We start from the raw sequence: 22,132 nt of genomic DNA, 5'->3' as shown, positions 1-22,132 counted from the left end.
TTGGGCAGGCCCTGGCCGCCAAACTCCTGCGGATGCAGCACGCCCTGCCAGCCGCCCTCGCCGAACTGGCGGAACGCTTCCTTGAAGCCGGGCGTGGTGGTGACCGCGCCGTCCTTCCAGCTGCTCGGGTCCAGGTCGCCAATGCGGTTCAGCGGCGCCACCACCTGCTCGTTGAACCTGGCGGCTTCCTCGAGCACGGCTTGCACCGTGTCCGGCGTGGCTTCCTCATAGCCCGGCAACTGGCTGATGCTCCCGAGGTCTGACAACTCGTTGATCGCGAACAGCATCTCCTTCAGCGGCGCATGGTAGGCCATCTGTTTCTCCTGTGGTTCTCTGAAAATTTTCTCGAGGTTCTAGGTCTGTCACGCTGACAGCCTGGCTCAGGCTCGTGCCGCAAGAACACCGATCAAGGCAAGGAATTTTCTGGTGGGGTGGGTAATGTGGAACACCGGTGGCGCTTCAGATTGCTTCTCGCGCGGCGTCGGTGCGCCATGCCCAAGCGTCGACACTGTCGATCAACAGGGCCTCAAGCTCCCGCTGGCGCGGCTGCATCTCGCGTGAACGGCCCACAATCGTAACCGTGGCAGACGGCTGACCATCCCGGTTTGGGATGGCCGTTGCGATGGCGAAGCGAGAGCCGCTTTCACGGACGTTGATGGCGATCCGCTTTTTCCGAATACCGATGCACTCAGAAAGAAAGGCCTCTACTAAAGGCCTTTCCTCCGGTAGACGGCGACGCAAGTATGCGTCCAGATCTGCTGCGGAGCGGGTGGCAAGCAACGCCTTCCCGCCCGCTGTGACGAGCAGTCTGCGGCGGATGCTGGTCCTGGCCTCGAAACCGACGATGTGGTCGCTCCCGGCATCCGCCACATAGATCAGGTCATCTCCCGCTTGCACCCCAAGGAAGACTGCAGCGCCGGTCCTGTCGTGCAGCGTAAGCAGGTCCGCCTGCGTGACCAGGCCCGCGCGCACATTGCCACTTGCCAGGGTCAATCCATAGACCGCAGGGCCCAGGTAGAAGCGGTGATTGTCCTCGTACAGCCACCCCTTTGCCATTAGCCCCCGCATGAAACCGTGCAGCGAGCTCTTGGGCGTGTCCATGGCGCGAACCAGGTCGGCCAACCCCAGGCCCGGGTTGTAGAGAACTTCCTCAAGGATGCGTGTGACGCGACCCACCGTGCGATGGGGATGCGGGACGCGTGTGGTCTTCAGATCATGCATGGGGGTATTCCGATCCAGGCCGTTTGTAGCCCGGCTGGCCGCTGCGGGAGAAGAGCCTAGTTCGGATATCAGAACTATAGTACATATGAGCGAACTTTAGCGAGATGCCGACGCATGTCAAGACTTAACTGCGACGCGGTATGGAATAAGTCTCGTCGGGTCGGCACCGTTGTTCGTTTTATGCAATCGACATGAGGGATTACTCGATTGACTTGGAGATTCCTCTGCTCTATCGTTCGCATACACGATCAGCAGTTCATAAAAGGGAACTGCGTGAAGCCTGCGTCCTTGCGCTCGTGGAGCGTGGCAGGGCGGTTGGTGTGTAGCAGCAACGTAGGGAAGAAACCTGCAGAGACGAGGCGAAATCTCGTTGAAGCTCCAAAACAGATCAGGAGGAGACTGCAAACATGAAGAAGGCAAGCGTATTGTTGGCGGCGCTCAGCGCGGCTTCCGGCGCCGCGAATGCGCAGAGCGTAACGCTGTATGGTGTTGTCGATACACCGGTCGAGTTCGCCACTCACGTGGCGAGCGGTGCGCCCACGATTAATACAGCGACAGGGGAAATCACTCAGCGGCCAGGTGGCAATCGATTCGCGATGATTAGCAGCGGTGGCCTGTCCGGTTCCCGTTGGGGGATGCGCGGTACCGAATCACTGGGGAACGGGTTGAATGCGATATTTACGCTCGAAAGTGGTTTTGGCGCGGACGAGGGCAGGTCTTCCCAGGGCGGCCGTCTGTTCGGGCGTCAAGCGTGGGTGGGCCTGCAGCATGGCACTTATGGAACAGTCTCTTTCGGGCGACAGTACGCTGCAATCTACGACGCCTTCTCGAACTTCACACCGATGGGATATGCGCCGCTGTACGAGCCCTCGACATATCTGTTGGGGTCCGGCTTCCGGCAAGACAACACCATCAAGTACTCCGGCAAGTTCGGGCCGTTGAGTGCATACGCACATTACAGCTTCGGCGCGGGACAGGGTACTCTTGGGGTCGTTCCCCTGGCCGGGGGCGGCAGCGGCGAATCGCCCGGGAACTTCCGGGATAACACAGCATATGGCGCAACCCTGGTCTATGCGTCAGGTCCGTTTGGCGTAACCGCAACCTACGACCAGTGGAATCCTGCCGTGACGGTTGGCAATCCCGGGCGCGCGAAGAAAGCGGGGGCCGCGGTCAGTTACAAGATCGGACCAGCTAAACTGGTCGCCGGCTACCGGTGGGCAGATACCACAAGTTCGACCGGTAATACCTTGTTCCGCGATGACCTGTATTGGGTGGGCGCGAACTACGACGTGACGACCGCGCTTGTGCTGAAGCTTGGCTACTACTATGACAATCTCAAGGTTTTGCGCGTAGGGACCGCGACGGCGGCAACAAATCCGGCGAACCCGTGGCAGGTCAGCTTCCTTGCCGATTATTCATTCTCGAAGCGCACCGACGTGTACCTGACGATGGCGTATGTGAAGAACTCCGGGCTGAACTTCGATGCCTCGCCAACGGGATTCTCCTCCGGTTACTTCCTGGCTCAGGGGCGTAACAACCAGTTCGGTACGGCTGTCGGGATTCGTCACCGATTCTGACATCCGCGGAAATCGGCACCGGCTTGGCGACAGTCAGGCCGGACGAAGAAGGCGCGCCGTTGGTCGCGCCTTCTTTCTATGCGCCCGGCAGGGCGCACCTACCTGGGGGTGGAAGTCCCCTACATACTCGGCGAGGGGAAGTGTTAGCCAGAAGCAAGGGTTCCCCGGGCGACTGGGGGTCTGAATCGACGCGGAACACAACGACGATTTCATCCTTGTGGATCTCGACACATTTGACCAGACCCAGAACGATCTTGCGTTTCGTTTCAAGGTCAATCGTATCCAGCCTCTCGGTGACCGCGGTTGGAAATTCCTCAAGCCGGTTGATGACCAGAAACAGCTCGCTTTGCACTGCTCCGTGGCGCCGTGATTCTAGGATCCGCTGTTCAATCTGCTCAAGCCGGTTCTTCAACTGCTGATTTCCCCACGGACAAGGCTTGGGCCGGCGACCGATAAGGTCCAGACTGTGTAGCCATCTTTCGCTGACCGGAGCCTTATGCGCATACGCGGACGGCGAACGCCCGGCCTCAGGTTGCCGAATTGCTCCGTGCGTCGCTGATGCCGTCGGCGTGGGCAGGCATAGCCGGTTCGGGCGCATCAGCGCGGCTCCACCGGGCGAGCCGCCCGGCAAACTCCCCGACAATCCCGCGCGGCAGCAGCGTTACCACCAGAACGAAAACGGCCCCCTGAATGACCGGCATCCATTGGGCATAGCCCTGCAAGTGCGTCTGCAGGGACAGCACGATACCGGCGCCTGCCAGCGGTCCCAGGGCAGTGTCGATCCCGCCGACCAGGGCCATGAGAATGACATCGCCCGAGGTGGACCAGTTGACATCTACCAGCGTTGCCACTTGAAACACCAGCACCTTAAGCGATCCGGCGAGGCCGGCGAGGGCCGCGGATTGCACGAAGGCGAGCAGCTTGTAGCGCCTGACCGCATAACCCAGCGATATCGCGCGCGCCTCGTTGTCGCGGATCGCGCGTAACACCTGGCCGTACGGCGAGTGCGTGATGCGGTAGACCAGCATAAAAGCCAACGCGAACACGATCAGCACAAAGTAGTAGAGGGTCTTGTCATCTGCGAGGTCGAACCAGCCGGCCACGCGGCCGCGGGGTATGCCGGACAAACCGTCATCGCCGCCCGTCATCGGCGCGGCGACGCATGCGTAGTAGAACATCTGCGCAAGTGCCAGCGTGATCATGGAAAAGTAGAGGCCCTGGCGCTGAATGGACAGGGCGCCAACCACAAGGCCGGCAACGGCCGCAAATCCCACTCCGAGCAGGATTGCCACTTCGGTAGGCAGCAACCAGACCTTCAGTGCGTAGCCCGTGACATAGGCGGCACCGCCGAAGAATAGTGCGTGGCCAAAGGACAGCAGGCCCGTCTGGCCGAATAACAGGTTAAAGGCGACGGCAAACAGCGCGAAGCAAAGGAGCTTGGTCAGGAAGACAGGGTAGACCGTGAACGGTGCGAGTGCCAGCAGCAGGAAGAAGGCAGAAAACGCCATCTTGGAGGTGAAGAGTCGTGGCATGGATAACCTCTGGAATGTAGGGCGGTCAGGACTGTCGTCCGAACAGGCCGTTCGGCTTGAGCAGAATCACGGCGACCATGATCATGAAGATCACCACGCTTGACAGCGAGGGAAAGTAGACCTTGGTCAGACTTTCCAAAAGCCCCAGCGTAAAGCCTGTGACCACCGAGCCCAGGATGGACCCCATCCCGCCGATTACCACAACGGCAAACACGGTGATGACAAGGCCGGATCCCATCGCAGGCCTGACCTGATCCATCGGCGCGGCCAGCACGCCGGCTATGGCTGCCAGCGCCACGCCGATGCCATATGTGAGCGTCATAAGCCGGGGCACGTTGATGCCAAAGGCACGTACCAACTCACGATTGTCCGTTGCGGCACGCAAGCGTGCGCCCAGGCTGGTTCGCTCAATCGCGTACCAAGTGCCGAGGCAAAGCACGACCGAGGTACAGAGGACCCATGCGCGGTAGTAGGGCAGGAACATGAAGCCAAGGTCAATCCCGCCCGGCAGGGGATTGTCATAAGGCATGCCGGAGGAGCCGTATGCCACCGACAGAAGCCCTTCGATGATCAGCGCCAGCCCGTAGGTCAGGAGCAGCTGATAGAGGTGGTCCATACTGTATAGCCGTCGCAGCAGCGTGCGCTCGAAAGCCATTGAGGCAAGGCCGATCAATAGGGGCACCAGCAGCAGGGCTGCCCAGTACGGGACGCCCAGCCATGAAAGCAGCATCCAGGCACCGAATGCTCCCAGCGTAAATTGTGCGCCGTGCGTGAAATTGATGACGCGCAGCATGCCGAAGATGACTGTCAGTCCCAGGCTCATCAAGGCATAAAAGGCGCCATTGATCAGTCCCAGTACGAGCTGGCTCAGCAGCGCCTGCAAGGGTATTCCGAATAGATCCGTCATGTCATATTCCTTGGCTACACGCCGAGGTAAGCCTGTAGCCGGTCAGGCTTCGCCTGCAGTTCCTCATTGCTCAACTGATCGACCACGCGCCCGTGCTCCACAACGTAATGGTGGTCGGCCAGCGTCATGGCGAAGTCAAGGTTCTGCTCGACCAGCAGGATGGTGTAGCCGCGCTGCTTGAGTTCGCGCAACACAGTGCCGATGTGGTCCACGATGACCGGCGCCAGGCCCTCGGTCGGCTCGTCGAACAACAGCGTGCGGCAGCCGGTGCGCAGGATTCGTGCGATGGCCAGCATTTGCTGTTCCCCGCCAGACAAAGTTGTTCCGGGGCTGCGCGCGCGCTCCGCAAGCCTGGGAAAGAAGTCCAGTACCTCGTTGGTGCTGAGTCCCCCCTGCTGCAGCACGGGCGGAAGCAACAGGTTCTCGCGAACGCTCAGCGACGGGAAAATGCCGCGCTCTTCCGGGCAGTAGGCGATGCCCAGCGGGGCAATGCGCTCTGGCTTCAGTCCAATGGTTTCGGTCGCATTGACCTGTATGGAGCCACTGCGCCGTTGCAGCAGTCCCATGATGGCCCGCATGGTTGTGGTCTTGCCGGCGCCGTTGCGGCCAAGCATTGTTACCACCTGGCCCGCGGGCACCGTCAGATTGACACCATGCAGTACATGTGACGGACCGTAGTATCCGTGCAGATCGCGGATCTCGATGGGGGCACTGGAGAACGATGTCATGCTTTTGTCCTCCTGCCGATATAGGCTTCCTGGACACGGGCATCGCCGGAGATCTCGGCATAGCTGCCCTCCACTAGTACCTTGCCGCCGGCCAGTACGGTGATACGGTCGGCGAGGTCGGCCACTACGCCCAGGTTGTGTTCCACCATCAGCACGGTTCGTGTACGCGCCACGCGGCGGATCAGGGCGGCAGTGGCCGCGACATCCTCCAGTCCCATGCCTGCAGTCGGCTCGTCGAGCAGCAGGAATTCTGGCTCGAGCGCGAGCGTCGTCGCAATCTCGAGCGCACGCTTGCGGCCGTACGAAAGATCGCCCGCAATGGCGACCGCCTTGTCTGTCAGGCCAACATCCTGCAGCAGCGCATAGGCCCGCTCATTCAGAACATCGAGTGACCGGTCCGAACGCCAGAATCGGAAGGAAGTGCCAGAGGCACGCTGCAGTGCTACGCGGATGTTGTCGAGCACGCTCAGCGTGGGGAACACAGCCGATATCTGGAAGCTGCGGACCATGCCAAGCTGGGCGACTTGCGCGGGCGTCATGCCGGTGATGTCCCGCCCGTTGTAAAGAATGTGCCCGGCGGTAGGTTCGATCGATTTGGTCAGCAAGTTAAAGCAGGTAGTCTTGCCGGCCCCATTTGGGCCGATCAGGGCATGAATATGCCCACGCCTGACCTTCAGGTCGATATTGCTGACAGCCATGAAGTCGGCGAACTTCCGCGACAAGCCACGTGCCTCGATCACATAGTCTGCATGGGTCATGGCGGTGCCGGTCATTTCACGAGGTTGCAAACGTTCTTGTCCGCCGGCCGTTGCGCGATGTCGCGCGGTAGGGTGGCGACGGGCGCGTACAGGTCCCATTCGCCCTTCGATTCCGCGGGCTTCTTGACGCGGAAGATGTAGAAGTCGCGCATGACCTGGCCATCTGCGCGAATCGAGCCATTCTTGGTCATGAAGTCGTTGATCGGCATGCTTTTCATCCTGGCGAGGACGGCGGCGGTGTCATCGGTTCCTGCGGCGGCCACTGCCTTGAGGTAGTGAAGGACTGCGCCGTAAGTGCCCGCCTGGCTCATGTTGGGCATTCGGTTCTTGCCCACGCGTTCCTTGAACCGCAAGGCGAACTTGCGAGTCTCTTCGTTCTGGTCCCAGTAATAGGCCTCACCCAGCAACAGGTCCTGGGCGGCCTTGAGGCCCAGCGCCTTGACGTCATAGAGCTGCAGGCTCAGTGGTGCCAGCTTCTGTCCCTTGGCGCGCAAGCCGAACTCATCCGCCTGCTTGATCATCCCAGAAGTCTGGACCGTGGTGGTGGCCAGTCCGATGACCTGCGCGCCGGAAGACTGTGCCTGCAAGAGCTGCGACGAAAAGTCCGATGCGGCGAGGGCGTGTGTCGTCGCGCCTACCACACTCGCGCCATCCCTCTCCAGCATCTTCCTGGCGTCTTCCTGCATGCTCTTGCCATATGTGTAGTCGACGGTAATGAAGTACCATTTCTTGCCGCCGGCATCGAGCACGCCTCGGGTCGAAGAGCGTACCTGGGGATAGGTGTTGTAGACCCACTGGATGCCGTTCGGCGAGCAGTATTTCCCGGTCAGGTCCGAACTGCCTGAACTGGTAAACACGGCGATCCGGTTCTTCTGCTTCGCCAGGTCCTGCACGGCGATAGCCACCGGTGCCACGCCGACGTCGAAGATGGCGCGCGCACCGCCGTCGTACCACTGTCTTGCGATCGTCAATGCCGTATCCGCCTTGTTCAGGTGGTCGCCAACAAGCAGTTCGACCGGCCGCCCCAAGACCTTGCCGCCGAAGTCTTCGATTGCCATCCTTGCCGCCACCACAGACCCCGGTCCGGACAAGTCAACGTAGGGGCCTGAGGCATCATTCATGATGCCGATCTTGAGCGCATTGGTGGACTGGGCCCAGGCCGGCGTAACGCCGGCGGCAAGCGCGATCGCCATGGCCACGCCATACAGGCGGCGTTGGCTTCGCGGTGCGAATGCGGGCAATGGCGCCCGCTTGCGGCCTTCGTGCGGCAGGTTGCTCATATTGCTGTCTCCGGGGTCTGTGTTGTTTGCCTGAGTCGTGATGCCTGTGCGGCGTCAGGCTGGTTGCGTTTCAGGGGCGCGCGTCTGGTTGAATGCCGGCTCGTGTTGAGCAAACATCGCGAGCCAGGCGACAAGGCCGGGAAAGTGCTCGCGCCAGGCCACAGGCTTGCGCCGGTCCAGAAAGCCAAGCGCACAGGCGAGGCCGATCGACACCGCATCGGTGTGGGTAGGGGGCGGCAGCGCGCTTTCGAACGCCGACAGCGCACGAAGGATCTTTTCGCGCTGATAGTCCAGCCATCTTTCGGATTGGGCGCCGGCTTCGTGATAGCGGGCTTCGTAAATGACCTGGGCGCCCGCGTCAATGATGCCGTCGGCTAGTCGGGTGCGGGTGAGCATCGCAATGCGGTCTATGCCCCGGGCCGGTAGCAGCCGGTCAGTGCCGGCGACCTCCTGGAGAAACTCAAGGATGACGCTGCTGTCGTAGATGGCAGTGCCGTCGGCGCGGACCAGGCACGGATACTTGCCGAGCGGATTTTGTGTCCGTAGCGAGTCGGCCGGATCGGCGGCGTCCGTGGGCACCAGAGTGATACGGGATTGCAAGCCAAGGACTTCGGCCACCATCCGCACTTTGCGGACGAAAGGTGAGGTGAGCGACGAGCGCAGTACGAATTGTTCGGGATGGTGCGGCATCTTGCGTTTTTCAGTGAAAGGAGCGTCCCCCGTCCGCAGCCAGAGCAGCACCGGTGACGTAGGAAGACTCGCTGCTGGTGAGGAACAGGATCGCCCGCGCAATCTCCATCGGATCCGCCAGGCGCCGCAGGGCGTAATTTCCAACGTTGGCCTGCACGCCCTGCGCCATGGGGGTGTCGACCAGGCCAGGGCATACCGTGTTGGCGCGGATTGCTGGTGCCAGTTCGGCGGCCAGTGCGCGCGTAAGGTTGAGCACGCCCCCCTTGGAGGCTGAATACGCGCTGCGGTCGGGAGAGTTAGGAAGCAGCGACTGCCCCGAGCCGAGGTTAACGATGGTTGCGCCGGTCGCCTTTTGCAGCCATGGCAGGCAGCAGCGCACGACGATGTAGGTTCCGGTGAGGTTGATCTCCAGTACGCGGCGCCACTCCGCGACACCAACCTCCATGACTGAGCCGCGCAGCATCACGCCAGCCGCATTGACCACTCCATCGATGCCTCCCATGGCCGCGGCGCCTTGGTGGATGGCCTGTGCAATCGATGCCTCATCAGTCACATCCGCAGGAAAAACGTGAGCATTCAGGTCGCTGGCGGTCTGGGTCAGTCCATCCGCCTCGCGGTCCAGCAGCGTCAGCGCCGCGCCTTCCGCGGCGAACAGCTGAGCAGTGGCACGGCCGATTCCGGACGCCGCGCCCGTGATCACGATACGACGGCCCCGTAGGCGGCCGGCGGCCGGTGCCGATTGCTGCTCTGTTTCTCTGTCCATGATCTCTCTCTCTCTTTACTTTTTCGGGATACCTGCCAGCTGGACAAGCTTCTGCCAGCGACTGAGTTCCGAGGCCACAAAGGCACGCAACTCGCTCGCGCTCATTTCCATCGGTGTCATGGCCATCCTCCGCAGGGCTTCGCGGGTTTGCGCCTTGGCCAGGCTCTGTCTGAACGCCTGATTGAGCCGGTCGACGATGTCCTGGCTGGTCTTCGCGGGGGCGAATGCGGCAGCCCAGGTGACTACCTGGGTGTCCTTGTAGCCGGCCTCGCTCATTGTCGGAACATCCGGCAACAGGGGGTGGCGCAGCGAGTCGAGCACCGCAAGCACCTTTACCTGTCCGGCATTGATGAATCCCATGGCCGAATAAGGATCGACGAACATCACATCGATCTGGCCGGCGAGCAAATCGTTCAATGCTTGCGGCGTGCCGCGATACTGCACATTGATCATCTCGATTTTTGCCGCCGCCTTGAACAGTTCCGCCGCCACCCGGTTCGAGGTGTTGCCGCTACCGTAGCTGAGGGACTTGGCAGAGGAGCGCTGGCGGGCCAGCTTGACGAATCCGGCGACGTCATCAGCAGGGGAGTTTTTCCTGACGACCAATGTGATCGGAATGCGAATCAGCCCTGCCACCGGCGCAAAATCGGCCACAGGATCGTAGGGAAGGTTGTCGTAGAGCGCCGGGTTGCTGCCATGCGCTGAGTTTGTGCTCACGAACAACGTGTAGCCGTCCGGCGCGGCGCGTTTGGCTAGCTGCGCCGCGATGATGCCGTCAGCGCCGGCGTGGTTCTCGATCACCATCGGTTGTCCGAGTGCCTTTCCCACATCCTGGGCGATGTACCGGGCGGCGCCGTCCGTCGCGCTTCCCGCGGGGAAAGGCAGGATCAGCTTGATTGGACGTTCGGGATACTGCGCCTGCGCCGAAACGGGGAGGGCAAGCATGGCAATTACCGCAAGCCAGCAGCGGAATGAGCCGGTCATTTCTTTGTCTCCATGGTTCGCGTTAGCGAACTTATTCTCGTATATACGAACAGAATGTAGACCTCATGGTAGGAGGTGTCAAGGCGCTGACCACGGGGGAAAACCCGCCAGAGGCGACTGCCTTAGGCGGATTCGGCATTGCAGGGGTGACTTGAGAGCGACAGGCCGGAGTGGAAACGAACTCGGTGTCGATGCCACGCGACCTGCGTGGCATCGACATAGGCACGAATCAAAGGATCGTTGCGCCGGATCGGCAGGTCTGCAAAGACGAGCGGAGCGAGTAGGGGTTTGCCCTTGGTTGTTCGACTGACAGGGGCTGTTATCCGGGCTTCTGCAGCGCCAGCGCGAGACGGGCATTGACAGGCTTCGCCCTGCTGTCTACGATGTATTCGTATTTATGACCGTTCGTTCGTAATTACGACCGAAAGCGTTCGCGAGCGACGTTACTGGTGACTGGTTCCTGGGGGAAATCTCGCGTGCGTCGGGGTGGCAAGGCCCGCGAACTGCAGCAAATCATGGAAGAGGCATGGTGATCAAATGATTCAGCACAAAGCAATCTTTATTAATGGTGCATGGGTACCGTCGACGGCGACGGACGTGCTTACGGTAGTCAATCCGGCTACCGAGGAGATCGTCGCAGAGGTGCCGCGCGGCACGGCGGAAGATGTCGACCTGGCGGTCCAGGCGGCAGCGGGCGCGTTTCCGGATTGGTCCTGCTCGTCAGTCGAGCAGCGCATCGAGATCTTCACCAGGCTCGCTCGCCTGACCGAAGCGCGCGCCGACGAAATCACGCGCACCATTGTGACGGAACTGGGCTACCCGATCAGTGCAGCAACCAGGACCCAAACGGTAGGTGCGGTGGAAGAGCTCGACATTATTGCCGAGTCGCTGCGCGAGATCGCCTGGACCGAGCAGCTCGGCAATACCACGCTGCGGCGCGAGCCCTCCGGCGTGGTCGGCGCGATCACGGCCTGGAATGCGCCGTTGCGCTCTGTCATCTCGAAGGCCGGAGCGGCAATCGCGGCCGGCTGCACCGTGGCTCTCAAGCCGTCCGAGGTCGCACCGCTGACGGCATTCATGTTCGCAGATTTGTGTGCCGAAGCCGGCCTTCCCGCCGGCGTCTTCAACCTGGTCTGCGGCACCGGCCCGGAAGTCGGCGAGGCAATCGCGTCGCACCCGCTGGTGGACATGGTTTCGCTGACGGGTTCCGTTCGTGCTGGGCGCAGAGTCATGGAGGTCGGCGCCGGATCGATCAAGCGCATGCACCTCGAGCTGGGCGGGAAGTCGCCCAATATCATTCTTCCCGATGCGGACTTCCGGCGCGCCGTGGTCGACGGCATCGAAGACGCCATGCGCAACACCGGCCAGGTGTGTGGCGGGCTCACCCGCATGTTGGTGCCGCGGCAGCGCCTGCAAGAGGCCGAGGAACTGGCTGTGCAAAGGGCGCAGGCCTACATCCTCGGCGACCCCTTCGATCCTGCCACGACGCTGGGACCGGTCTCGACGGCGGCGGCCCGCGATCGCGTGCGGGGCTATATCCGCGCCGGTCTTGATGAGGGTTTGCGATTGCTGACAGGCGGCCCGGAAGCCCCTGACGGGCTGGAACGTGGCTACTACGTCAAGCCAACACTCTTTTGCGGGGATAACACCAGCCGGCTTGCGCGAGAGGAGATCTTTGGGCCGGTGGTGATGATTATTCCCTTTGACGATGACGAGGAGGCCGTGCGCATTGCCAACGACTCAGTCTACGGTCTTGCCGCCGGTGTCTGGTCCGGCGATCCGGAGCGTGCGCGCGCCATCGCCGCGAAACTGCGCGTTGGCCGTGTCCGCATCAACGGCGCCCCTCTTGACAAGCGTGGCACACACGGCGGCTTCAAGCTTTCCGGAGTGGGTCGGGAATGGGGCCGTGTCGGCATCGAGGAGTTCACGGAATACAAGTCCGTGATCGGTTGAGCGCACCACGGCTGAGCGACAGCCAGCCGTTCAGAATAAGAGATACAAGGAGACCAGCCGTGAAACGGCGAACTTTTTTGAGTGCAGTTGGGCTTACCCTAGCCTATCCCGTCGGCAATGTCTTCGCACAGGGCGGCCGGCCAATACGGATGATCGTCCCGTTGCCCGCGGGCACCTCAAACGACTACGCGGCGCGGATCATCACGACGCACGTGGCGCAGACCCTCGGGCAGCCCATCGTGGTGGACAACAAGCCTGGCGCCAACGGCGTCATCGCCACCATGGATATCGTGCGTGCGGCGCCAGACGGCATGACGATCATGTGCGGATCGCTGTCGCCGCTGGCGAGCAACGTGGCATTCGTAAAAAACCTTCCGTACGAGCCACTGCGCAGCCTGACGCCGATCGGTGGCGCCACCCTGACCAACCATGTCCTCATGGTCAAGGCGGATTCGCCGATTCGCAGCTTCGCGGACTTCATCGCCTATGCCAAACTCCGCCCTGGCAAAGTCAGCGTGGGTGCTTCCACCACCATTGTTCAGTTGCAGATCGCGTCGATGAACAAGCTGGCGGGCATCGAACTGATGGCTATCCCGTACAAGGGCACGCCGGCGACGATCAGCGATGTCATCGGTGGCGTGCTGGACGCCACGCTGACCGACCCCGGCAACGCCCTGGCCCAGGTGAAAGGCGGACAGCTGCGGGCACTGGCGGTGACATCGCTTAAGCGCAATCCGGCTACGCCGGAGTGGCCAGCGATCTCCGAAACTTTGCCTGGCTTTGATTTCCCGTCGTGGAACGCCTTCGTCGGACCTGCCGGGATGCCGCGCGCGCTGGTGGAGCGCATCAGCGCTGCCGTCATCCAGGCGCAAAAGCGCCCCGACGTAAGCGAGCAGCTGGCGCGCCAGGGCATGGTGCCGCTGATCCTGCGCCCGGATGAACTGAAGGGCTACATGGACGCGGAGGCGAAAAAGTATGTGCGGCTCGCGCGTGAAGCGAAGATTCAGCCTGAGTAAGCCATGTTGACTGTCAAAGCACGTTGTACCTGCGGACCCACCGAGTCCTTCATCGCAACCACGATCCGCCGTCGCGATCCGGGGCCGGGCGATGTCGTGATCGACATCGCCTACGCGGGCATCTGCCACTCCGATGTCGAGCATGCGCGCAGCCTGCGCGGCAAGACCATGTATCCGATCGTGCCTGGCCATGAAATGGCTGGCATTGTCTCTGCCGTTGGCGAAGCGGTGAGCCGCTTCAAGGTTGGTGACCGCGTCGGCGTCGGCAATATGGTCGACGCCTGCCGGGAGTGCGAGAACTGCAGAGCCGGGCTCGAACAGTACTGCAGCGGCGGCCGGACCCTGGCCTATAACTCGATGGGCCGCGACGGCGAGCCCACCTATGGTGGCTACAGCGAGAAGGTGGTGGTGGACGAAGCGTTCGTCGTGCGCATTCCGGACCGCATTCCACTTGACCGGGCGGCGCCCTTGCTTTGCGCCGGCATCACCATGTATTCGCCGCTGCGGCACTGGCAGGCCGGGCCAGGCAAGCGCGTGGCGATCGTTGGCTTCGGGGGGCTGGGGCACGTCGGTGTGCAGATGGCCCACGCCATGGGCGCGCATACCACGGTCCTGGACCTTTCGCCGGCCAAGCGTGAAGATGCGCTGCGCTTCGGCGCGGACGAGTATCGCCTGGCCAGCGATCCGCAGACCTTTGCGGCGCTGGCGAATTCATTCGACCTGATCATTTCGACCGTTCCCGCCAACGTGGACCTCGATGCCTATCTCGGCCTGCTGGCGCGAGACGGAACCTACGTCAACCTGGCGGTGACAGACAAGCCGCTCAGCCTCTCGGCGGCATCACTGCTTGCCAATCGCAGGTCGATTGCGGGGACACGCAGTGGCGGGCTGGCCCAGACACAGGAGATGCTCGACTTCTGTGCGAACCATGACATCGCCGCGCAGGTGGAAGTGGTAAGCGCCGATGCTATCGACGACGCCTATCGCCGCCTGCTGGCCGGCGAAGTGCGGTTCCGCTTCGTCATCGACAACAGCACCTTATAAGAGACCACCATGACAGATTTTCTGCTCTACGAACAGGACGGCCCCGTCGTCACGCTGACGATGAACCAGCCCGAGCAGCGCAACCCGCTGACCGGCAATACCGCCGTTCCCGAATTCCTGGCTGCCATCGACCGGATTCACGACGACCAGAGTGTGCGATGCGTGATCCTGACCGGCAACGGGCCTTCGTTCTGCGCCGGCGGAAACATCCAGGAGATGAAGCGCCAGTCGTCGCCGGAGGTGAGCGAAATGGCGATCCGCCAGGACTATCGGCGCGGCATCCAGCGTCTGACTCTGGCGCTGTTCAATCTTGAGGTGCCGGTCATCGCCGCGGTGAACGGCCATGCGATCGGGGCCGGCCTGGACCTGGCCTGCATGTGCGATATCCGCGTCGCTTCCGAGAAGGCAAAGTTTGCCGAAAGCTTTATCAAGCTCGGCATCATTCCGGGCGACGGCGGTGCGTGGCTGCTGCCGCGTATCGTCGGCATGTCACGCGCGGCAGAACTCGCGTTCACTGGTGACATGCTCGATGCACGCCAGGCTCTGGAATGGAATCTGGTTTCGCGAGTTGTGCCCCATGAAGAGCTTATGGCCGCGGCGCGGGAGATGGCAGCGCGAATCACGCAGCACGCCTCCCACGGCGTGCGCCTGACCAAGCGCCTGATGCGTGAGGCGATCCATGGTCGGCTGGATTCGGTGCTTGAACTGTCAGCGGTATTCCAGGCAATCTGCCACAAGACGGACGACCATCGCGAAGCCGTCGATGCGTTCCTCGAGAAACGTGCGCCGAAGTTCAGCTGAGAAGGGCACCGTCATGACCAACACGTCAGTGGAGCGCGAAGCGCTGCATTTCCGTCGTATCGACATGCAGGGCTGGCGGCGCAGTGACGGGCTGTATGAGGTAGAAGGGCGGGTCACGGATCGCAAGCCGTATGACTTTGTCCCGTGGCGTGGCGGGAAGCATGTCCCGGCCGGCGAGCCGGTGCACGATATGGGCGTGCGCATCGTCTTTGACGAGAATCTGCTTGTATGCGACATCGAGACCTTTACTGAAGCAGCGCCCTACGCGCAGTGCCCGGAGGGTGGGCGTGCCCTGCAGTCGCTCAAGGGGCTGCGCATGACCAGCGGCTGGGGCAAGGAAGTGCGCCATCGCCTGAAGGGCGCGGCGAGTTGCACGCACCTGATGGAACTGCTACTGCCGATGGCGACGGTGGCCTACCAATCGATGAGCCTGGCCAGCAGAAGCCGGCCAGAGCGCCTGGATAGTACCGGTCGGCCCGTCAAAATTGACAGTTGCTACGCCTATGGCGCCGAGCGGGAACTGGTGCAATACCAGTGGCCCGAGTTTCATCGCCCGAAACCGGCGCAAGGTGGCGAGCAATAGGGCACCAGCCCGTTCGCCGCACCGGCAAGGACAGCGGGATCGGCAGGGAAGGGCCGAAGTTCTGCTGCGGGCTTGCCGACGTCCCGCTCGACGTGCCGTGCAAGGTCCATTGCCTTCGGCGAGGCACTGGCCGACCCGCGGCCGCACGATTTTCCGGTGGCACGGGCAGGTCTCCGTCGGGCCATTTATGCCTACCCCACGCAGCCTGCGGTAGACTTCGGGTATTCATATACCTGACGCTATTAAAAGCTGATGTCTCTCAAGAAACAGGCGGAGCGGTCTTTGCAATCGGACGCGGAACCCCAGGATGCAAGGTCCCCCGCACGGTCAAAAGCGGACCCGCAGAACCACCGCACGGTGGATCGTGTAACGCAGATCCTCGAGGAGGTGGTGTACCACCCAGGCATGACCTTCGCCGAACTGGTCCGGGCGCTGGGGGCAGCGAAGAGCTCCGTGCATGGTTTCATTCAGGGCCTGCTGGCGAAGGGGTGGCTGTATGAGGACAAACATCGCTTTTACCTTGGGCCTGCCGTCTATGGCCTGACCCTGGCCAGCGGCCATATCCGGGCTGGCCTGGTCACGCATTCGGACCTGGTTGCCTTGCATGAGGCGACGAAGCTGGCGGTTTTTCTCGGGGTACAGGCAGGCGACCACCTGATCTATGTTGCCGAGGCAGGCAGTGATCAGGCTGCGGGGTTCGAGGCGCGTTCGAACATCCGGCGTACGCTTTTGTCCACTGCCGGTGGCAAGGCGCTGCTCGCAGCTTGGCCCCAGTTCGAGCGGGAGGCCCACCTGCGCCGGCGAACCCGGGAAGAAACGGAGTTGGTCGACAAGTTCCTTGCGGAACTCGACAAGATCAACAAGACCGGGATTGCGACCAACCTGAGCCAGACAGGAACGCGCTGCGGTCTGGCGACGACGGTGCGCAGCCGTTCGGGCGAGGCCGTGGCATCCATCACGCTCGTTGGTACGACGACCGAGGTGGAGCCGCGGCTGGACAAGCTTTCCAAAGTGCTGCTCAAGCATGTGAATGCCTGGGCCACGCGCTCTACGAATCCGAGGGAGCCGATTTAAGCACTTTTTTCCGCCGCTCGGCCCGTGTTTGCGCCTTGCATCAAGTTGCCTGCTGGTCTCGGGGGCGCGGTATAGCGGCCACGCTTGTAAGGGGATTGAATCGGCATGAACCTATAATGGTGGCTTATGAGCGCATTGGAAAACTTCAACGATCTCGCAGTTTTCGCCAAAGTCGCAAAAGAGCGCAGTTTCACCCGAGCGGCAGCCCAGCTCGGTGTTTCGCAACCTTCGCTTAGCCAAACCATTCGCAGTCTCGAAGCGCGCCTCGGAATCAGGCTGCTGACTCGTACTACACGCAGTGTTTCGCCGACGGAAGCGGGTGAGCGGCTGCTGCGAACGCTGGAACCCAGGTTCGAAGAAATCGAACTTGAACTCGCTGCGTTGAGTGCGCTTCGTGATAAGCCAGCCGGCAATATCCGCATTACTGCGGGAGAACATCCGGCCATCTCGATACTCCAGCCAGCACTCGAGACTTTCCTGCCACGGCATCCGGATATCAATGTCGAGATCATGGTTGACTATGGTCTGACGGATATTGTGTCCGAGCGTTTCGATGCCGGTATTCGGCTTGGCGAACAGGTCGCGAAGGACATGATCGCCGTGCGCGTCGGCCCGGACATGCGCATGGCGGTCGTTGGGTCCCCGGCATACTTTGCAGCGCATCCGCGCCCGCAAACACCGGGCGAACTGACGGCTCACAATTGCATCAGCATGCGCCTTCCGACTTACGGAGGACTATTCGCATGGGAGTTCAAGAAAGGCGGACACGAGCTGAAAGTCAGGGTTGAAGGGCAACTGGTCTTCAACAACCTCGCGTTGCGCCTGAACTCGGCATTGGGCGGCCTCGGCCTTGCCTATCTTCCGGAGGATCAGGTCACTACCCAGATTGCGCAGGGGGATTTGATCCGCGTGCTCGAGGATTGGTGCCCGGCATTCCCAGGCTATCACCTCTACTATCCAAGTCGCCGGCAAACCTCGACTGCTTTCTCATTGCTGGTCGATACGTTACGCCATCGGGGCTGACCTGGGGACAACCCGTCCTGTCAGCCGCTGCATCTCTTCCTTCTGACGGCGGCGCTTTCGCAGCGTTCAGGCTGATCTGGCGAGCCCGAGGTTACCTTGGTGGGCGGCGCCACCGGGCCTGGCCCGGCGCGCGTCACCACATGCTCTGCGCCTCTTATTTGCCAGCGTTATAGAACCTATCACGATTGCTGGGCTAATCAATCGCCCGCGCCGGCACTATGCTTTGCGTGGTCCATTGATGAGCGGTAAGCCGCTTGCCCATGCCGGTTCTTGCGCGCCTCTGACAAGCTCGCCTGGTGACGCCAGGGTCGAAGCGCGCGTCCGGAGCCGGCAGGTTCGCGAGAAGACGAATGGAGGTCGTCTCATGCAGACGTGCCAAAACGACGTGACCCAAGATGAGCTGATCGAGGCCATGACGCATCTGGCTTTTTGTTCAGGCTGGCCGAATTCATTGACGGCGATTGCTGTCGCCAAGGAAGTCTTCCAGGGAAAATGAGCCGGAGTAAGCCGTGACCGTCAAGGAAATGAAGAAGCATGCAGCAACCATGGGAGTTCCTCTGGTGTTCAATTCAGTCGCCTCAGCTCAGGCTGAACCGGGGATAACCGTCACGCGTGTCGGGTCGCAACCCTCAACGACCGGTTCTGCCAGTCACTTCACCGGGCACGTGCGCGTCGATTCCAGGTTCCAGGGCACCGCACCATCGCGAATCGGCGGTGCTAGCGTGACCTTCGAACCCGGCGCGCGTACGGCGTGGCACACGCATCCGCTTGGCCAGACGTTAATTGTCACGGCTGGTGCGGGCATGGTCCAGCATTGGGGAGGCCTGATCCAGGAGATAAGGCCCGGCGACGTCGTTTGGATCCCGCCCGGTGTCAAGCACTGGCACGGCGCAGCGCCGACGGCCGGCATGACTCATATCGCCATTTCAGAAACGCGTGACGGGAAGTCTGTCGACTGGATGGAGAAGGTTACGGACGATCAATATCCAGGCCCCCGCTGAGCAGGGAAGATCAGGCAAATCTACAAGGAAGTCATGAACCGATTGTTTTCCGTGCTGGTACTGGTCGCGGCCATGCTCGCATCGTTTTCGGCCAAAGCGAGTCCCGAACTCGCCCAACAGAAGAACTGCATGGCCTGCCACGCCGTCGGCCAGAAGCTCGCCGGCCCGACTTTCAAAGACGTGGCCGGTAGGTACGCAAACCAGAACGGGGCATCTGAGATGCTGGCAGGGAAGATCAGGAAAGGTGGGGTTGGCACATGGGGTGCGATTCCGATGCCGCCCAATCCGCAAGTCAATGCCGAGGAAGCCAGGCAGCTTGCGCAATGGGTACTCTCGCTAAAGTAGGCGGAGTATCGTGTCATTGGCCGGATATGGCCAGAATCAAATGGGGAACCGCCCCGGAGCAGGTAAATGATCAAACTCAATGTCAATGGCCGGCCCCAAACCGTCGATGCCGAGCCCGACACGCCGCTTTTGTGGGTGCTGCGTGACACGCTGAAAATGACCGGCACCAAGTTCGGCTGCGGTATGGCGCTGTGTGGCGCGTGTACGGTCCATCTCGACGGCCAGGCCATTCGTTCCTGTGTGACGCCGGTGTCGACGGTATCGGGCAAGAAGGTCACGACGATCGAAGGTACAGGCAGCGGCAACGTTGGAAAGGCAGTTCAACAAGCCTGGCAAAAACTCGATGTGGTGCAATGCGGCTATTGCCAGTCGGGGCAGATCATGAGCGCCGTGGCACTGTTGCAAAGCAATCGGAAGCCGACCGACGCGGATATCGACGCAGCAATGAGCGGCAATGTGTGCCGCTGTGCCACCTACGTCCGCATCCGCGCGGCGATTCACGAAGCAGCACGGTCATTGGGTTGAGGGCAAGCTGTCATGATGACGACGCATATTGAGAACGAGAGCCGCCGCCATTTCCTGCGCGGCATGGGCGGATTGACGCTTGCGATTTACCTGCCGAACACGTTCGCGCGCACTGCGACAGCAACTGCCCTGCCGGGCGCTCTTGCTGCCGGACCGGTGTTCGAACCCAATGCCTTCCTTCGCATCGGGGAAGACGGCAGTGTGACTGTCATCGCCAAGCATCTTGAGATGGGGCAGGGCAGCTACACGGGCCTCGCCACGATTGTGGCCGAGGAGCTCGATGCCAACTGGGCACACGTGCGGGTGGAGAGCGCTCCGGCCGATGCGAAGCGGTACAACAATCTCGCCTGGGGTCCGTTTCAGGGTACAGGCGGAAGCCGGGCCATCGCCAACTCCTGGGACCAGCTACGGCGCGCCGGCGCCACCGGGCGCGCAATGCTCGTGGCAGCAGCGGCCCGGAAATGGGGCGTCAGCGCATCCGAGATCCAGGTATCCAACGGCGTGGTGACGCACAGCGGGTCGCGCCGGCAGGCGACGTTCGGCGAACTGGCGCGAACTGCCTCGGAACAGCCGGTGCCAGCCGAGGTGAAGCTCAAGGACGCGGCCAGCTACAAGCTGATTGGCACGCGCATTCCGCGCAAGGACAGTGCAAGCAAGACCAATGGCACGGCCGTCTTCACCCAGGATATCCACTTGCCCGGCATGCTGACCGCGGCAGTCGCACATCCGCCCTTGTTCGGCGCCCGGGTGAAGTCCTTCGATGCTGCAAAGGCGAAAACCGTGAAGGGCGTCGTCGACGTTGTTCAGATCCCCAGCGGCGTGGCGGTGGTGGCTCGCGACACCTGGAGTGCAAAGAAGGGGCGTGACGCGCTGGTGGTCGAGTGGGATGACAGCAAGGCGTTCAAGCTGGGATCGGGCCAGATTCTTGAGAAATATCGCGAGATGGCCAAGAAGCCTGGAACCGTGGCACGCAAGCAAGGTGATATCGAAGCGGCATTGGGTGGCAACGCCCGGATTTTTGAGGCGGATTACGATTTTCCGTATCTTGCGCACGCTCCCATGGAGCCGCTGAACTGCGTGATCCGGTTAGGCAAGGACGGATGCGATGTCTGGAATGGCGCGCAAATGCAGACGCAGGACCAGCGATTGCTGGCCGAGCTGTTTGGCATCCCCCCGGAGCAAGTCCGCATCAACACGCTGTACGCCGGCGGCAGCTTCGGCCGTCGCGCCGCGAAGGATTCAGACTATGTCCTCGAGGCGGGAAATATCGTCAAGGCCATCAACGGGCGCGCACCGGTCAAGCTGGTGTGGTTCCGTGAAGACGACATGCGTGCGGGATATTACCGGCCGATCTTTCACCATCGCCTGCGCGCGGCCCTCGACCGCCAGGGGAAGCTGGTAGGCTGGCACCATCGGCTAGTGGGACAGTCGCTGGTTACCGGTGCACCGGCGCCATTCAGTGGGGCGGTAAAGAACGGCATTGATGCGACGTCGGTTGAAGGGGCGACCAATCTTCCCTATGAGGTCCCCAACTTCATGGTAGATCTGCATACCCCTACCGATATCGGCGTTCCGGTGCAGTGGTGGCGGTCCGTTGGTTCCACGCACAACGCCTTTTCGACTGAATGCTTTATCGATGAACTGGCGCACGCGGCCGGGCAGGATCCGGTGGCCTGGCGGCTGGCAATGCTGGAGAAGCATCCGCGTCATGCCAAGGTACTGAGGCTTGCTGCGGAGCAGGCGGGATGGGGCCAGCCGTTGCGGGCCGGGGCCTCGGGCGAGCGTCGAGGTCGTGGCATCGCATTGCACGAAGCCTTCAACTCCGTCGTCGCGGAAGTTGCGGAGGTAACCGTCAAGCAGGACGGCAGCTTTCGTGTGGATCGGGTTGTGTGCGCCGTTGACTGCGGCATTGCTGTCAATCCGGATGTGGTGAAGGCCCAGGTGGAGGGTAGCGTGGGTTTTGCGCTGTCGGCCGCCATGCATGGTGCTATTACGCTGACGGACGGTAAGGTGGATCAGTCGAATTTCCACGACTATGTGCCCCTGCGCATCAACGAGATGCCTGCGGTGGAGGTGCATATCGTGGCTTCCAATGCCAATCCTACGGGGATCGGCGAGCCGCCGGTGCCGCCATTGGCGCCAGCTGTCGCCAATGCACTGGCGGCCGCCACGGGCAAACGGGTAAGGAAGCTGCCGATTGCAGCGGATCAGCTCAAGGCTTGACAGGGGCGGGCTTGCGCGAGCGCTCGCGGGACCTGTCAGAAATTTTGTGTTTAGGGCATAACATGTCGATAAGGAGCATGTATGCCACGCAAGACGAAAACCAG

At 61.8% G+C, this 22,132-nt stretch carries 23 protein-coding genes and 1 pseudogene; 14 read left to right on the top strand and 10 right to left on the bottom strand.

The window, feature by feature from the left end; all coding sequences use genetic code 11:
- Positions 1 to 314: pseudogene (locus AC3WL8_RS37995) on the bottom strand (acyl-CoA dehydrogenase); the annotation flags it as partial.
- 145 nt (positions 315 to 459) lie between these two features.
- Entirely contained in the window at positions 460 to 1,221 is a 762-nt protein-coding gene (locus AC3WL8_RS37990) for an IclR family transcriptional regulator (protein ID WP_492380083.1), read from the bottom strand.
- Positions 1,222 to 1,628: 407 nt separating this feature from the next.
- Between AC3WL8_RS37990 and AC3WL8_RS37985 the strand changes: the two genes are divergently transcribed.
- Both AC3WL8_RS37985 and AC3WL8_RS37980 read left to right on the top strand, forming a co-directional pair.
- Complete coding sequence (locus tag AC3WL8_RS37985) at positions 1,629 to 2,798, top strand: porin (RefSeq protein ID WP_492380082.1); 1,170 nt, start codon at positions 1,629 to 1,631, stop codon at positions 2,796 to 2,798.
- A gap of 217 nt (positions 2,799 to 3,015) precedes the next feature.
- Positions 3,016 to 3,168: a hypothetical protein gene (locus AC3WL8_RS37980; RefSeq protein ID WP_492380081.1), complete on the top strand. Its 153-nt coding sequence runs from the start codon at positions 3,016 to 3,018 to the stop codon at positions 3,166 to 3,168.
- Positions 3,169 to 3,325: 157 nt separating this feature from the next.
- Here the strand turns inward: AC3WL8_RS37980 and AC3WL8_RS37975 are convergent, their stop codons facing one another.
- From AC3WL8_RS37975 to AC3WL8_RS37940, 8 genes are read right to left on the bottom strand one after another with little or no spacing between them, the layout of a single operon-like run.
- Positions 3,326 to 4,330 carry a branched-chain amino acid ABC transporter permease gene (locus tag AC3WL8_RS37975; protein ID WP_492380080.1) on the bottom strand — a complete coding sequence of 335 codons (1,005 nt, stop codon included), beginning with the start codon at positions 4,328 to 4,330 and terminating at the stop codon, positions 3,326 to 3,328.
- Positions 4,331 to 4,355: 25 nt separating this feature from the next.
- Complete coding sequence (locus AC3WL8_RS37970; RefSeq protein ID WP_492380079.1) at positions 4,356 to 5,237, bottom strand: branched-chain amino acid ABC transporter permease; 882 nt, start codon at positions 5,235 to 5,237, stop codon at positions 4,356 to 4,358.
- A 14-nt stretch (positions 5,238 to 5,251) separates the two neighbouring features.
- Entirely contained in the window at positions 5,252 to 5,965 is a 714-nt protein-coding gene (locus tag AC3WL8_RS37965) for an ABC transporter ATP-binding protein (RefSeq protein WP_492380078.1), read from the bottom strand.
- Positions 5,962 to 6,723, bottom strand: coding sequence for an ABC transporter ATP-binding protein (locus AC3WL8_RS37960; RefSeq protein WP_492380086.1), 762 nt, complete (start codon positions 6,721 to 6,723; stop codon positions 5,962 to 5,964). Before AC3WL8_RS37960 ends, AC3WL8_RS37965 begins: the two co-directional genes overlap by 4 nt.
- A gap of 11 nt (positions 6,724 to 6,734) precedes the next feature.
- Positions 6,735 to 8,003, bottom strand: coding sequence for an ABC transporter substrate-binding protein (locus AC3WL8_RS37955; protein WP_492380077.1), 1,269 nt, complete (start codon positions 8,001 to 8,003; stop codon positions 6,735 to 6,737).
- Between the two features lie 54 nt (positions 8,004 to 8,057).
- On the bottom strand, positions 8,058 to 8,693 hold the full coding sequence (locus tag AC3WL8_RS37950) for a glutathione S-transferase N-terminal domain-containing protein (protein ID WP_492380076.1): 636 nt from the start codon (positions 8,691 to 8,693) through the stop codon (positions 8,058 to 8,060).
- Positions 8,694 to 8,703: 10 nt separating this feature from the next.
- Positions 8,704 to 9,456, bottom strand: a complete 753-nt coding sequence (locus tag AC3WL8_RS37945; RefSeq protein ID WP_492380075.1) for an SDR family NAD(P)-dependent oxidoreductase — start codon at positions 9,454 to 9,456, stop codon at positions 8,704 to 8,706.
- 15 nt (positions 9,457 to 9,471) lie between these two features.
- Positions 9,472 to 10,440 (bottom strand): Bug family tripartite tricarboxylate transporter substrate binding protein, encoded by a 969-nt coding sequence (locus AC3WL8_RS37940; protein WP_492380074.1) that lies wholly within the window; start codon positions 10,438 to 10,440, stop codon positions 9,472 to 9,474.
- A 537-nt stretch (positions 10,441 to 10,977) separates the two neighbouring features.
- Here AC3WL8_RS37940 and AC3WL8_RS37935 point away from each other — a divergent pair.
- The 12 genes from AC3WL8_RS37935 (at position 10,978) to AC3WL8_RS37880 (ending at position 22,028) form a co-directional block, all read left to right on the top strand.
- Entirely contained in the window at positions 10,978 to 12,393 is a 1,416-nt protein-coding gene (locus AC3WL8_RS37935) for an aldehyde dehydrogenase family protein (RefSeq protein WP_492380073.1), read from the top strand.
- A complete protein-coding gene (locus tag AC3WL8_RS37930; protein WP_492380072.1) occupies positions 12,390 to 13,409 on the top strand; it encodes a Bug family tripartite tricarboxylate transporter substrate binding protein in 1,020 nt (339 codons plus the stop codon). The genes AC3WL8_RS37935 and AC3WL8_RS37930 overlap by 4 nt, the downstream gene beginning before the upstream one ends.
- A 3-nt stretch (positions 13,410 to 13,412) precedes the next feature.
- Positions 13,413 to 14,453, top strand: a complete 1,041-nt coding sequence (locus tag AC3WL8_RS37925; RefSeq protein ID WP_492380071.1) for an NAD(P)-dependent alcohol dehydrogenase — start codon at positions 13,413 to 13,415, stop codon at positions 14,451 to 14,453.
- Between the two features lie 9 nt (positions 14,454 to 14,462).
- On the top strand, positions 14,463 to 15,254 hold the full coding sequence (locus AC3WL8_RS37920; protein ID WP_492380070.1) for a crotonase/enoyl-CoA hydratase family protein: 792 nt from the start codon (positions 14,463 to 14,465) through the stop codon (positions 15,252 to 15,254).
- Between the two features lie 13 nt (positions 15,255 to 15,267).
- Positions 15,268 to 15,837 (top strand): DUF2889 domain-containing protein, encoded by a 570-nt coding sequence (locus AC3WL8_RS37915; protein ID WP_492380069.1) that lies wholly within the window; start codon positions 15,268 to 15,270, stop codon positions 15,835 to 15,837.
- 252 nt (positions 15,838 to 16,089) lie between these two features.
- The gene (locus tag AC3WL8_RS37910; protein ID WP_492380068.1) at positions 16,090 to 16,911 is read left to right on the top strand and encodes an IclR family transcriptional regulator; all 822 of its coding nucleotides are present in this window, start codon (positions 16,090 to 16,092) and stop codon (positions 16,909 to 16,911) included.
- 126 nt (positions 16,912 to 17,037) lie between these two features.
- Entirely contained in the window at positions 17,038 to 17,934 is an 897-nt protein-coding gene (locus AC3WL8_RS37905) for a LysR family transcriptional regulator (protein ID WP_492380067.1), read from the top strand.
- Between the two features lie 364 nt (positions 17,935 to 18,298).
- Positions 18,299 to 18,430 carry a carboxymuconolactone decarboxylase family protein gene (locus AC3WL8_RS37900; RefSeq protein WP_492380066.1) on the top strand — a complete coding sequence of 44 codons (132 nt, stop codon included), beginning with the start codon at positions 18,299 to 18,301 and terminating at the stop codon, positions 18,428 to 18,430.
- 28 nt (positions 18,431 to 18,458) lie between these two features.
- Positions 18,459 to 18,935, top strand: a complete 477-nt coding sequence (locus AC3WL8_RS37895; protein ID WP_492380085.1) for a (R)-mandelonitrile lyase — start codon at positions 18,459 to 18,461, stop codon at positions 18,933 to 18,935.
- Positions 18,936 to 18,968: 33 nt separating this feature from the next.
- Complete coding sequence (locus AC3WL8_RS37890) at positions 18,969 to 19,280, top strand: c-type cytochrome (protein ID WP_492380065.1); 312 nt, start codon at positions 18,969 to 18,971, stop codon at positions 19,278 to 19,280.
- Between the two features lie 66 nt (positions 19,281 to 19,346).
- Positions 19,347 to 19,805, top strand: a complete 459-nt coding sequence (locus AC3WL8_RS37885) for a (2Fe-2S)-binding protein (RefSeq protein ID WP_492380064.1) — start codon at positions 19,347 to 19,349, stop codon at positions 19,803 to 19,805.
- A 15-nt stretch (positions 19,806 to 19,820) separates the two neighbouring features.
- Positions 19,821 to 22,028, top strand: coding sequence for a xanthine dehydrogenase family protein molybdopterin-binding subunit (locus tag AC3WL8_RS37880; RefSeq protein WP_492380084.1), 2,208 nt, complete (start codon positions 19,821 to 19,823; stop codon positions 22,026 to 22,028).
- Positions 22,029 to 22,132: the final 104 nt, after the last annotated feature.

This window comes from Cupriavidus sp. FW305-F7 (assembly GCF_058782875.1).
This window is presented reverse-complemented; position numbering and strand designations above follow the sequence as displayed.